This is a genomic window from Escherichia sp. E10V10 (genome assembly GCF_004211985.1).
Taxonomy (GTDB): domain Bacteria; phylum Pseudomonadota; class Gammaproteobacteria; order Enterobacterales; family Enterobacteriaceae; genus Escherichia.
In genome coordinates this window covers 236,029-248,734 of the sequence record NZ_RHJO01000004.1, presented here as the reverse complement: position 1 = coordinate 248,734, position 12,706 = coordinate 236,029, and the positions used below count along the sequence as shown (strand labels likewise).

The following is a 12,706-nucleotide window of genomic DNA, read 5'->3' as shown; positions in this document are numbered from 1 at the left end:
TGCCGGATGCGGCGCACAAAACCAGCAGTTTCAACGGACTTGTAGGCCTGATAAGACGCGGCAAGCGTCGCATCAGGCAGTTGGACACGGTTGCCGGATGCGGCGTGAACGCCTTATCCTGCCTACAAAACCAGCAATTTCAACGGGTTTGTAGGCCTGATAAGACGCGTCAAGCGTCGCATCAGGCAGTTGGACACGGTTGCCGGATGCGGCGTGAACGCCTTATCCGGCCTACAAAACCAGCAATTTCAGCGGGTTTGTAGGCCTGATAAGACGCGTCAGCGTCGCATCAGGCATGTTTGTATCAAGCCAGAGCTTTAGTTATCTTCTCGTACAGATCGCCAGAGAGATTTTCCAGCCCTTTCAACTGTTCCAGCGCCGCGCGCATTTTCTCCTGACGTTTGGCATCGTAACGTTTCAGGCGAATCAACGGCTCAATCAGACGTGAAGCCACCTGCGGGTTACGGCTGTTCAGGTCAGTAAGCATTTCCACCAGGAACTGGTAACCGCTGCCATCTTCGGCATGGAACGCTGCCGGGTTGCTGCCCGCAAACGCGCCAATCAACGAACGAATACGGTTCGGGTTACTCATGGTAAATGAGCGATGCTGCAACAGGCCTCGCACCGTCTCCAGCACATTCGCCGCCGGGCTGGTAGCTTGCAGGATAAACCATTTATCCATCACCAGACCGTCCTGATGCCACTTATCGTCGTATTCCTGCATCAACTTGTCACGGCATGGCAACTGCGCAGCAACCGCCGCAGAGAGCGCCGCCAGCGCATCGGTCATATTGTTCGCTTCGTGGAACTGCTTGCTCACCAGCACATCAGCCAGATGCGTTTCACCAAAAGCGAGGAAGCGCAGGCAGGCATTACGCAGAGTGCGTTTCGCAATATCTTCATGCTCAACGCGATACTCGCTCTGGTAATTCGCGTTATAGATTGCCAGCAGCTCATCCGCCAGTTCAGTCGCCAGAGTACGGGTGAGTGCTTCGCGCACTTCGGCAATAGCAATCGGATCAATGATATCGAACAGTTCCGCCATTTCATTGACGGATGGCAGCGTGAGGATTTCTGCCGCCAGTGCCGGGTCAATCTTCTCATCGAGTAGCACCGCGCGGAAAGCATCAGCCACATGCACCGGCAGAGACAGCGGCTGTCCTTGCTGATGACGGGCGACGTTCAGCTTGATGTAGGTCGCCAGCAGGCTTTGCGCCGCATCCCAGCGGGAAAAATCATTACGCGCATGACGCATCAGGAAGGTCAGTTGCTGATCGCTCCACTTATATTCCAGTTTCACTGGCGCAGAGAATTCGCACAGCAGCGCAGGCACCGGCTGGAAGTAGACATTATCAAAGACAAAGGTCTGTTCCGCCTGGGTGACGTTCAGCACGGAATTCACCGGGTGACCGCCTTTCTGCAACGGGATCACTTTGCCTTCGTTGTCATACAGTTCGATGGCAAACGGAATATGCAGCGGCTGTTTTTCTGCCTGATCCGGTGTGGCTGGCGTGCGCTGGCTGATAGTCAGGGTGTACTGCTCAGTTTCCGGATTGTAGTCGTCTTTAACGGTCACAATCGGCGTGCCGGACTGGCTGTACCAACGGCGGAAATGGGAGAGATCGACATTCGACGCATCTTCCATTGCCTGAACAAAGTCGTCACAGGTCGCTGCGCTACCATCATGGCGCTCGAAATAGAGCTGCATCCCTTTCTGGAAGTTTTCTTCGCCCAGCAGGGTGTGGATCATACGAATCACTTCCGCGCCCTTCTCGTAAACGGTCAGGGTGTAGAAGTTGTTCATCTCAATAACCATGTCCGGGCGGATTGGGTGCGCCATCGGGCTGGCATCTTCCGCAAACTGCAATCCGCGCATGGTGCGCACATTATTGATACGGTTTACCGCGCGGGAACCAAGGTCAGAGCTGAATTCCTGATCGCGGAAGACGGTTAAACCTTCTTTCAGGCTGAGCTGGAACCAGTCGCGGCAGGTCACACGGTTACCGGTCCAGTTATGGAAATATTCGTGACCAATAACGCGCTCAATATCAAGGTAATCTTTATCGGTGGCGGTGTCGGTGCGCGCCAGCACATATTTGGAGTTAAAGATATTCAGACCCTTATTCTCCATTGCGCCCATATTGAAGAAATCCACCGCGACGATCATATAGATGTCGAGGTCATACTCCAGGCCGAAGCGTTCTTCATCCCACTTCATGGAGTTTTTCAGCGAGGTCATCGCCCACGGAGCGCGATCAAGGTTGCCGCGATCGACGTACAGCTCCAGCGCTACTTCGCGACCAGAACGCGTGGTGAAGGTGTCGCGCAGTACATCAAAGTCGCCTGCCACCAGCGCAAACAGGTAGCACGGTTTCGGGAACGGGTCCTGCCACTGTACCCAATGACGTCCGTTTTCCAGTTCGCCTTGCGCAACGCGGTTACCGTTGGAAAGCAGGAATGGATATTTGGTTTTATCGGCAATAATTTTGGTGGTAAAACGCGCCAGCACGTCCGGGCGGTCAAGATAATACGTAATATGGCGGAAACCTTCGGCTTCACACTGGGTGCAAAGCGCATCGCCTGACTGATAAAGTCCTTCCAGCGCGGTATTCGCTGCCGGACTAATTTCATTAACAATCTTGAGCGTAAAACACTCCGGTAAATTACTGATGACCAGTGCGCCCTCTTCTTCTTTCCAGGCGGTCCACGGCTCATCATTAATATGAATAGAAACCAGTTTAAGATCTTCGCCATCAAGACGAAGCGGTGCATCTGATGCACCGTGACGGACAGCCTGGCTGACTGCGGTAACTACCGTCTTTTGCGCGTCCAGGTCAAAGGTCAAGTCAATATCAGTAATCTGGTAATCCGGCGCACGATAATCGTGACGGTATTTGGCTTGTGGCTGTTGAGTCATAAATAACCTTTAGCATCTTTTATAGAGTCTGGTGTTCAGTCTATTCCTGTTGCGTAAATCTCGCTACGCAGAATCTTCATCTTTTCAGGTACAAACGCTTTTATTGCTACATTTGTATAACATACACAGCGCAACGCTATCGACCATAAAGGTGGCATATGGTGTGATCGGGGTTCAATAAATTGCGAAACAAGGTATACTCCAGCAGTTTCCTAAGATGTTTATTGTACTAAACGCTCCCGTAAGAGGACGCTACTGCGCACCTATGACACAATTCGCTTCTCCTGTTCTGCACTCGTTGCTGGATACAGATGCTTATAAGTTGCATATGCAGCAAGCCGTGTTTCATCACTACTATGATGTGCATGTCGCGGCGGAGTTTCGTTGCCGTGGTGACGATCTGCTGGGTATTTATGCCGATGCTATTCGTGAACAGGTTCAGGCGATGGAAAACTTGTGCCTGCGGGATGATGAATATCAGTGGCTCTCTGCCCTGCCTTTCTTTAAAGCCGACTATCTCGACTGGCTGCGTGAATTTCGCTTTAATCCGGAACAGGTCACTGTTAGCAACGATAACGGTAAGCTGGATATTCGTTTAAGCGGTCCGTGGCGTGAAGTCATCCTATGGGAAGTTCCTTTGCTGGCGGTCATTAGTGAACTGGTACATCGCTATCGCTCACCGCAGGCCGACGTTGCGCAAGCCCTCGACACTCTGGAAAGCAAGTTAGTCAACTTCTCGGCGTTAACCGCCGACCTTGATATGTCGCGCTTCCATCTGATGGATTTCGGCACTCGCCGCCGTTTTTCTCGCGAAGTACAAGAAACCATCGTTAAACGCCTACAACAGGAAAAGTGGTTCGTTGGCACCAGCAACTACGATCTGGCGCGTCGACTTTCCCTCACGCCGATGGGAACCCAGGCACACGAATGGTTCCAGGCACATCAGCAAATCAGCCCGGACCTTGCCAACAGCCAGCGAGCTGCACTTGCTGCCTGGCTGGAAGAGTATCCCGATCAACTGGGGATTGCGTTAACCGACTGTATTACGATGGATGCATTCTTACGTGATTTCGGCGTGGAGTTTGCCAGCCGCTATCAGGGCTTGCGTCATGACTCTGGCGACCCGGTAGAATGGGGCGAAAAAGCGATTGCACATTATGAGAAACTGGGGATTGATCCGCAAAGCAAAATACTGGTTTTCTCCGACAATCTGGATTTACCTAAAGCGGTTGAGCTTTATCGCCATTTCTCTTCTCGCGTGCAATTAAGTTTTGGCATTGGCACACGCCTGACTTGTGATATTCCTCAGGTAAAACCCCTGAATATCGTGATTAAACTGGTGGAGTGTAACGGTAAACCGGTGGCGAAACTTTCTGACAGCCCTGGCAAAACTATCTGCCATGACAAAGCGTTTGTCCGCGCGCTACGTAAAGCATTCGACCTTCCGCACATTAAAAAAGCCAGTTAATATCATCAGGGAGCCATAACGGCTCCCTTTTTTACCTTTTATTCCGAAATCTTTTGTCCCATCTGCGAATTCTGCTTGTCTGATTGCAGATGCCAGGTAACATAGGTATCCCCCCATTGACGGGTGGACAAGTGTTTATTTTTTCCGACTATTAACAGAGAGAATATTATGAGCGTTGTGCCTGTAGCCGACGTACTCCAGGGCCGCATAGCCGTTGACAGCGAAGTCACCGTGCGCGGATGGGTACGTACCCGCCGAGATTCAAAAGCTGGCATCTCCTTCCTCGCCGTTTATGACGGTTCCTGCTTTGATCCTGTACAGGCTGTCATCAATAATTCTCTGCCCAATTACAATGAAGACGTACTGCGTCTGACCACCGGTTGCTCGGTCATTGTGACGGGTAAAGTCGTGGCATCGCCGGGCCAGGGGCAACAATTTGAAATTCAGGCCAGCAACGTTGAAGTTGCCGGTTGGGTTGAAGATCCAGACACTTACCCGATGGCCGCAAAACGCCACAGCATCGAATATCTGCGTGAAGTCGCTCACCTGCGTCCGCGTACCAACCTGATTGGCGCAGTAGCACGCGTTCGCCACACGCTGGCACAGGCACTGCATCGCTTCTTTAACGAGCAGGGCTTCTTCTGGGTTTCTACGCCGCTGATTACCGCGTCCGATACCGAAGGCGCTGGCGAAATGTTCCGCGTTTCAACGCTGGATCTGGAAAACCTGCCGCGTAACGATCAGGGCAAAGTGGATTTCGACAAAGACTTCTTCGGTAAAGAGTCTTTCCTGACCGTATCCGGCCAGTTGAACGGCGAAACTTATGCCTGTGCGCTGTCGAAAATTTATACCTTCGGCCCGACATTCCGTGCTGAAAACTCCAACACCAGTCGTCACCTGGCGGAATTCTGGATGCTGGAGCCAGAAGTCGCGTTTGCTAATCTGAACGATATCGCCGGTCTGGCTGAAGCCATGCTGAAATATGTCTTCAAAGCAGTTCTCGAAGAACGTGCTGACGACATGAAATTCTTCGCTGAACGCGTGGACAAAGATGCTGTAAGCCGCCTGGAACGTTTCATTGAAGCAGACTTCGCCCAGGTTGATTACACCGAAGCAGTCACCATCCTTGAAAACTGCGGTAAGAAATTTGAAAACCCGGTTTACTGGGGCGTCGATCTCTCTTCTGAGCACGAGCGTTATCTGGCGGAAGAACACTTTAAAGCACCGGTGGTGGTTAAAAACTATCCGAAAGACATTAAAGCGTTCTATATGCGCCTTAACGAAGACGGTAAAACCGTTGCCGCAATGGACGTTCTGGCGCCGGGTATCGGTGAGATCATTGGTGGTTCGCAGCGTGAAGAGCGTCTGGACGTGCTGGACGAGCGCATGCTGGAGATGGGCCTGAACAAAGAAGATTACTGGTGGTATCGCGATCTGCGTCGCTACGGTACTGTTCCACATTCCGGTTTCGGTCTTGGCTTTGAACGCCTGATTGCCTACGTGACCGGCGTACAGAACGTGCGTGACGTGATTCCTTTCCCACGTACCCCGCGTAACGCCAGCTTCTAATTCACTTCCTGAAAGAGCCAGCGCACGCTGGCTCTTTTTTCATCCCCTTCTGTCAAGTTATCTGTTTGTTAAGTCAATCAATCTATTTGCAACCCCTCAAGGCCCCTCTTCCTGTTACGGAATATTTCTCTGAAATATTTGCGAACAAAAAATTAACCCACAGTCTTATTGCGGATTAGCAATTTCTTAGCTGATAGCACAATTTTTATACTTATTTTTGGCTTTCTGGACGCCTGAAAGCGTGATTCAGTGTGAATGCGGGGATAAATGATCAGAAAGAAAATTTTCGTTTAGTTAATTTAAATATAAGGAAATCATATAAATAGATAAAATCCACTGCAAATATCATTAAAGTCCAATGGAAATATGACGGCGTTCACAAAGTTCCTTAAATTTTACTATTGGTTACACATTTTTGCTTTTTGTAACTATATCTTTATCTTTGTAGCACTTTCACGGTAGCGAAACGTTAGTTTGAATGGAAAGATGCCTGCAGATACATAAAACACCAAACTCTCATCAATAGTTCCGTAAAGATTCATTGACAGAACTTATTGGCGGCAGTGGCAGGTGTTATAAAAAAAACCATGAGGGTAATAAATAATGATGAAGCGCAATATTCTGGCAGTGATTGTCCCTGCTCTGTTAGTAGCAGGTACTGCAAACGCTGCAGAAATCTATAACAAAGATGGCAATAAAGTAGATCTGTACGGTAAAGCTGTCGGTCTGCATTATTTTTCCAAGGATAACGGTGAAAACAGTTACGGTGGCAATGGTGACATGACCTATGCCCGTCTTGGTTTTAAAGGGGAAACTCAAATCAATTCCGATCTGACCGGTTATGGTCAGTGGGAATACAACTTCCAGGGTAATAACTCTGAAGGTGCTGACGCTCAAACTGGCAACAAAACCCGTCTGGCATTCGCTGGTCTGAAATACGCTGACGTAGGTTCTTTCGATTATGGTCGTAATTACGGTGTTGTTTATGACGCACTGGGCTACACCGATATGCTGCCAGAGTTCGGTGGTGATACCGCATACAGCGATGACTTCTTCGTAGGTCGTGTTGGCGGCGTTGCAACTTACCGTAACTCCAACTTCTTTGGTCTGGTTGATGGCCTGAACTTCGCTGTTCAGTATCTGGGTAAAAACGAGCGTGACACTGCACGTCGTTCTAACGGCGACGGTGTTGGCGGTTCCATCAGCTACGAATTCGAAGGCTTTGGTATCGTTGGTGCTTATGGTGCAGCTGACCGCACCGACCTGCAAGAAGCTCAGCCTCTCGGCCAGGGTAAAAAAGCTGAACAGTGGGCAACTGGTCTGAAGTATGATGCAAATAACATCTACCTGGCTGCAAACTACGGTGAAACCCGTAACGCTACCCCGATCACTGGTGGCTTTGCCAACAAAACGCAAGACGTTCTGTTAGTTGCGCAATACCAGTTTGACTTTGGTCTGCGTCCGTCCATCGCTTACACCAAATCTAAAGCGAAAGACGTAGAAGGCATCGGTGATGTTGATCTGGTGAACTACGTTGAAGTGGGCGCAACCTACTACTTCAACAAAAACATGTCCACTTATGTTGACTACATCATCAACCAGATCGATTCTGACAACAAACTGGGCGTAGGTTCTGATGATACCGTTGCTGTAGGTATCGTTTACCAGTTCTAATAGCAGACCTCTTTGTTAAATGCCGAAAAAACAGGACTTTGGTCCTGTTTTTTTATGCCTTCCAGAGCAATCTCACGTCTTGAAAAAACAGCCTGCGTTTTCATCAGTAATAGTTGGAATTTTGTAAATCTCCCGTTACCCTGATAGCGGACTTCCCTTCTGTAACCATAATGGAACCTCGTCATGTTTGAGAACATTACCGCCGCTCCTGCCGACCCGATTCTGGGCCTGGCCGATCTGTTTCGTGCCGATGAACGTCCCGGCAAAATTAACCTCGGGATTGGTGTCTATAAAGATGAGACGGGCAAAACCCCGGTATTGACCAGCGTTAAAAAGGCTGAACAGTATCTGCTCGAAAATGAAACCACCAAAAACTACCTCGGCATTGACGGTATTCCTGAATTTGGTCGTTGTACTCAGGAACTGCTGTTTGGTAAAGGTAGCGCCTTAATCAATGACAAACGCGCACGTACAGCCCAGACCCCAGGTGGTACCGGTGCATTACGTGTAGCTGCCGATTTCCTGGCAAAAAATACCAGCGTTAAGCGTGTGTGGGTGAGCAACCCAAGCTGGCCAAACCATAAGAGCGTATTTAACTCTGCGGGTCTGGAAGTTCGTGAATACGCTTATTACGATGCGGAAAATCACACTCTGGACTTCGACGCTTTAGTTAACAGTCTGAACGAAGCTCAGGCTGGTGACGTTGTCCTGTTCCACGGCTGCTGCCATAACCCTACCGGCATCGATCCTACACTGGAGCAATGGCAAACACTGGCGCAGCTTTCTGTTGAGAAAGGCTGGCTGCCGCTATTTGACTTCGCTTACCAGGGTTTCGCCCGTGGTCTGGAAGAGGATGCTGAAGGTCTGCGCGCTTTCGCGGCTCTGCATAAAGAGCTGATCGTCGCCAGTTCCTACTCTAAGAACTTTGGCCTGTACAACGAGCGTGTTGGCGCTTGTACTCTGGTTGCCGCAGACAGTGAAACTGTCGATCGTGCATTCAGCCAGATGAAAGCAGTAATTCGTGCAAACTATTCTAACCCACCGGCTCACGGGGCTTCGGTTGTTGCTACGATCCTGAGCAACGAGGCTTTGCGTGCGATCTGGGAACAAGAGCTGACCGATATGCGCCAGCGTATTCAGCGTATGCGTCAGTTATTTGTTAATACACTGCAGGAGAAAGGCGCAAACCGCGACTTTAGCTTTATCATCAAACAGAATGGTATGTTCTCTTTCAGTGGTCTGACAAAAGAACAGGTACTGCGTCTGCGTGAAGAGTTTGGCGTGTATGCTGTTGCTTCTGGTCGCGTAAACGTGGCCGGAATGACGCCAGATAACATGGCGCCGCTGTGCGAAGCGATTGTGGCTGTGCTGTAAGCGTTAAAACCAATGCAGCCCGCTGAAAGCGGGCTGAGACTGATGACAAACGCAACATTGCCTGATGCGCTACGCTTATCAGACCTATGCGTCCCCTGCAATATTTTGAATTTGCACGATTTTGTAGGCCGGATAAGGCGCTCGTGCCGCATCCGGCATAAACAAAGCGCACTTTGCCAGAAATCCAGGCCCGCATTAAAAGCGGACTTTTTTATGCGCTTTTACCAGACGGGCATTTCGTCTTGCAGGAAGGGATTATGCAGGCGCTCATAACCAAGAGTGGATAATGGTCCGTGACCTGGAATAAATGTCACGTCATCCCCCAATGGCAGCAATTTATCTTTGATTGAAGAAATCAGTTGATTGTGATCGCCTCGTGGGAAGTCACTGCGCCCTACTCCGCCTTTGAAAAGGACGTCGCCAGAAATCAACAGTTTTGCCTGATTATCAAAGAAAACCACATGGCCTGGCGTATGCCCTGGGCAATGTAACACCTGTAAAGTCACATTCCCTATGCTGATAGTGTCGCCTTCATTCAGCCAGCGATCTGGCGTTAATGGCTGACACTCTTCCAGGCCAAACATGCGACTCTGCGCAGGCAAGCCTTGCAGCCAGAACTCATCTTCTTTTTCCGGGCCAAGCACTGGCACGCCGTAGTGTTGTGCCAGTTCCGCCGCTGCGCCAACGTGGTCCAGATGACCATGCGTCAGCAGGATCTGCATTAGCGTCAGACCGCTGGCGTCAACTTCCTGTTTGATTTTTTCCGCATCGCCGCCCGGATCAACCAGTGCGGCCAGGCGAGTTTGCTCACACCAGATCAATGAACAGTTCTGGGAAAATGCGGTGACCGGAATAATACGATAGTTCATACTGCCCCTGTTTCGTTAAGCGATTGTTACCAGTGCCGCGCTGGCCCGGTATCAATATGCACAAAGTTACTGCGTGGGTAATATCCTACACCACCTGCGCGCATAGATAACGCTGCTTTGCGTATATTGCTTAACGCAATACCTTCAATATGGAAGTCCATCGCCTGCCCTTTAGTGTGATAGCTTTTCTTTGCTACTCCACGGCTGTGGGCGCGTAATTCATTATTGGTGTCAATCGAACGGTAGCCAGATATGAGCTGTACTGGCTTGCGAGTGCCTAACAACCCTTGCAGGCGATATAACTGGTCGAATAATCCTGGGTCGATGGACCTTATTTTGTTCGCGCGGAAATCGCGGAAAAAATGGTTTAGTTTTGCCAATTCTTCCTGAATATAGCCTCTGCCATCGAAAAACTCCGCCTTAATTGACTCTCCGGTATGGAGATTGTTAAGTGTCAAAATGCGCGGACGTGGGGTAGAGAGTGTCGCAAATGAAGGCGTCGGCAGGATGGCGGCACCAAGTGCAACGCCACCAAGCGCCAGTAGTTTGCGGCGATTAGCGTCGAATTTGTCCATGATAATCAAGTCTACAGGTCAATGTTATCGTTTATATGCACTTCTGGCGCACAAGAGGCACCTTAACCGCCCATAAAGCTGACGTCAAGATGACTCACCCCCAGCAGCGACGGGGGCTACAGAGAATAGCCCCCGAACATGCCAATTATTACGACAACAGATTTTCCCGAACTACTTCATTTATCTGATTAATTGTTCCGCTTTTGAGACAATTTGCGAGCTGGATCGTGCAGGCAGATCATAATTGTAAATATCTGTACGATATTGGGTACGACCATCTGCACCAACAAAGGCGGTCAGATAGTAAAGATTAACCGGTATCGATTGACGAATATTAACGTAACGGGTATCACCCCGCTTCAGAGCATCGGAGATACGCTTGTCATTCCAGCCAGCATCCTGCAGCAGCATATTTGCCAGATCCGACGCCTTATTCACCCGTACACAGCCAGAACTCAACGCGCGCGTTTCACGTTTGAAAAGATTGTGATTCGGCGTGTCATGCAAATAGATAGCGTCTGAACTCGGCATATTAAATTTATACCGTCCTAGCGAATTTCGCGGACCAGGAGCTTGCTGGAAGCGGAACGGCAAATTCGATGCGGTTATCGTCGACCAGTCAATCTGCCACGGGTCAAGCGCATCTTTGCTGTTCCAGCCGCGCATCACCGTATAGCCATGACTTTCCAGATAACCAGGATCGTTACGCACCTTTGGCAGAATATCTTTGCGTGCCAGCGTCGGTGGTACGTTCCACGGCGGGTTTACCACCACATTGTTTAAGGCACTGCTCATCATCGGCGTTTTGCGATCGGGACGACCGACAATGACCCGTGAATCCAGCACTTGATTGCCGTTCTGATAATAGACCAGCGAATAGGCCGGAATGTTAACCATAATGCCAGTAGAAAGCTCGGATGGTAGCAAGCGCAATCGCTGGATATTGAGCGCCAGCACGCCCGCTCGCTGTGCAGGCGTGACGTTTAACCAGTCTCGCGTTGCCGGGCCAATAGAGCCATCTGCCCCTAAGCCTTGCCATGCCTGAAAACGTTTCACGGCTTCCACCAGCTCATTATCATAAGCAGCTCGGACGGCTGGCGCAGATTTACTGCGAGCTGTAGTTTGCTTATCCATCGGCTTAGTTTCGGCTGTTTCGATTGCAGCGGCAGACGGACTAACTACCGCGCCTGTCGATGTTTCATCGCCCGGCAGTGCTATTTTCGGCCCACCTTCGAGCATACCTGTACGCTGCAAAATCTCGCGCAGCGCCGGGACATCGTTACTCCATTGACCAGGGCGTAGCGTTGCTTTACCGGTCAGTTGCGGCCACGGTTTGGAATCACTCAATAAGTTCAGCAAAGATTCATGCATTGCTGAATATTGCGGATGCTGTGGTGCCAACCCTGTGACAAACGTGGTCAGTTGACCGTTATCCAGCGCCACCTGCCAATGGTTAATGACCGAGAGCGGCGGTGTTGAGAGCGCATAAGGTTTACTGCTGTACAGCCAGCGGGTACCTTTGACCGGAATGTTTGCGACGAAATGGAGATACCCCATCATTGCATCCGATAGCACCACATCACGTGCCATACCGTTAACGCCAGGGTTAGTCAGTAACTCCACCCATTTGTTAAACTGCGGTTGAAAACCGGCAATCGCCACTTCCGCCAACTGCTGCTGGAAAGTTTTAACTGCATCACGATTTTCCCACATCGGCTGCATATCGCGTGCTGCATACAAGAGTTGAAGCTGGTTAAGATAAACCGGCTTATAACCTGCAGGTAATTGTGATTCAATTTGCGTGCGGGCCTTTTCTGCCGCACCTTCAGGTAGCGGTTGGATCCCCGCCATTATTGCCGTGGCTTGCGCCTGCGGCAGTACATCTCCCTGTTCACTTACAGCCACCGGGCTGTCACCAGGGATAACCTCAGGCTCATCAGCCTGCACACTGAACAGTGGAGCGAATGTTACGGCCAGGCACAAACTGATTGCCGAAAGCCGACGACCACACATCATGTTAAGCAACATCCCTTGCCCCCTGTTTTTATCATACTCTGAATAGCCAGGCTGTTTTATCTTAACTGCCTTTACAACGCCAATACTCATGAAAGTATGACGAGCAAGCCTGTTACTTATCAAGCTTACCTTCAGTATATAAACGTCGGTACGTTTTTACACAACCTAATGTAAAGAAGTTTAAAGAAAAGCGCGCCATAATGCGGCATTTTTTTAGTGCAGAAACGGAGTTTTTCGAAAAAAA

At 50.1% G+C, this 12,706-nt stretch carries 8 protein-coding genes; 4 read left to right on the top strand and 4 right to left on the bottom strand.

Annotated elements, in window-relative coordinates; all coding sequences use genetic code 11:
- Nucleotides 1-304: 304 nt before the first annotated feature.
- Nucleotides 305-2,917, bottom strand: a complete 2,613-nt coding sequence (pepN, locus tag D9736_RS09895) for an aminopeptidase N (protein ID WP_130258247.1) — start codon at nucleotides 2,915-2,917, stop codon at nucleotides 305-307.
- 265 nt (nucleotides 2,918-3,182) lie between these two features.
- Here pepN and pncB point away from each other — a divergent pair, with 265 nt between their 5' ends.
- The 4 genes from pncB (at nucleotide 3,183) to aspC (ending at nucleotide 9,002) form a co-directional block, all read left to right on the top strand.
- Nucleotides 3,183-4,385 carry a nicotinate phosphoribosyltransferase gene (gene pncB / locus D9736_RS09890; protein ID WP_130205357.1) on the top strand — a complete coding sequence of 401 codons (1,203 nt, stop codon included), beginning with the start codon at nucleotides 3,183-3,185 and terminating at the stop codon, nucleotides 4,383-4,385.
- 168 nt (nucleotides 4,386-4,553) lie between these two features.
- Complete coding sequence (gene asnS, locus D9736_RS09885; RefSeq protein WP_130205355.1) at nucleotides 4,554-5,954, top strand: asparagine--tRNA ligase; 1,401 nt, start codon at nucleotides 4,554-4,556, stop codon at nucleotides 5,952-5,954.
- A 603-nt stretch (nucleotides 5,955-6,557) separates the two neighbouring features.
- The gene (gene ompF, locus D9736_RS09880; RefSeq protein ID WP_130205353.1) at nucleotides 6,558-7,628 is read left to right on the top strand and encodes a porin OmpF; all 1,071 of its coding nucleotides are present in this window, start codon (nucleotides 6,558-6,560) and stop codon (nucleotides 7,626-7,628) included.
- A gap of 183 nt (nucleotides 7,629-7,811) precedes the next feature.
- Nucleotides 7,812-9,002: an aspartate transaminase gene (gene aspC / locus D9736_RS09875; protein WP_130205351.1), complete on the top strand. Its 1,191-nt coding sequence runs from the start codon at nucleotides 7,812-7,814 to the stop codon at nucleotides 9,000-9,002.
- A gap of 221 nt (nucleotides 9,003-9,223) precedes the next feature.
- Here aspC and gloC read toward each other — a convergent pair whose 3' ends face one another.
- The 3 genes from gloC to ldtD form a co-directional block, all read right to left on the bottom strand.
- Nucleotides 9,224-9,871, bottom strand: a complete 648-nt coding sequence (gene gloC, locus D9736_RS09870; RefSeq protein ID WP_130205349.1) for a hydroxyacylglutathione hydrolase GloC — start codon at nucleotides 9,869-9,871, stop codon at nucleotides 9,224-9,226.
- A gap of 26 nt (nucleotides 9,872-9,897) precedes the next feature.
- Nucleotides 9,898-10,446: a YcbK family protein gene (locus D9736_RS09865; protein ID WP_130205347.1), complete on the bottom strand. Its 549-nt coding sequence runs from the start codon at nucleotides 10,444-10,446 to the stop codon at nucleotides 9,898-9,900.
- 180 nt (nucleotides 10,447-10,626) lie between these two features.
- On the bottom strand, nucleotides 10,627-12,474 hold the full coding sequence (gene ldtD / locus D9736_RS09860; protein WP_130258246.1) for a L,D-transpeptidase: 1,848 nt from the start codon (nucleotides 12,472-12,474) through the stop codon (nucleotides 10,627-10,629).
- Nucleotides 12,475-12,706 lie beyond the last annotated feature (232 nt).

Coding starts and splice junctions, on each gene's coding strand:
- pepN (WP_130258247.1), bottom strand. CDS start 2,917: ATGACTCAACAGCCACAAGCCAAATACCGTCACGATTATCGTGCGCCG.
- pncB (WP_130205357.1), top strand. CDS start 3,183: ATGACACAATTCGCTTCTCCTGTTCTGCACTCGTTGCTGGATACAGAT.
- asnS (WP_130205355.1), top strand. CDS start 4,554: ATGAGCGTTGTGCCTGTAGCCGACGTACTCCAGGGCCGCATAGCCGTT.
- ompF (WP_130205353.1), top strand. CDS start 6,558: ATGATGAAGCGCAATATTCTGGCAGTGATTGTCCCTGCTCTGTTAGTA.
- aspC (WP_130205351.1), top strand. CDS start 7,812: ATGTTTGAGAACATTACCGCCGCTCCTGCCGACCCGATTCTGGGCCTG.
- gloC (WP_130205349.1), bottom strand. CDS start 9,871: ATGAACTATCGTATTATTCCGGTCACCGCATTTTCCCAGAACTGTTCA.
- D9736_RS09865 (WP_130205347.1), bottom strand. CDS start 10,446: ATGGACAAATTCGACGCTAATCGCCGCAAACTACTGGCGCTTGGTGGC.
- ldtD (WP_130258246.1), bottom strand. CDS start 12,474: ATGTTGCTTAACATGATGTGTGGTCGTCGGCTTTCGGCAATCAGTTTG.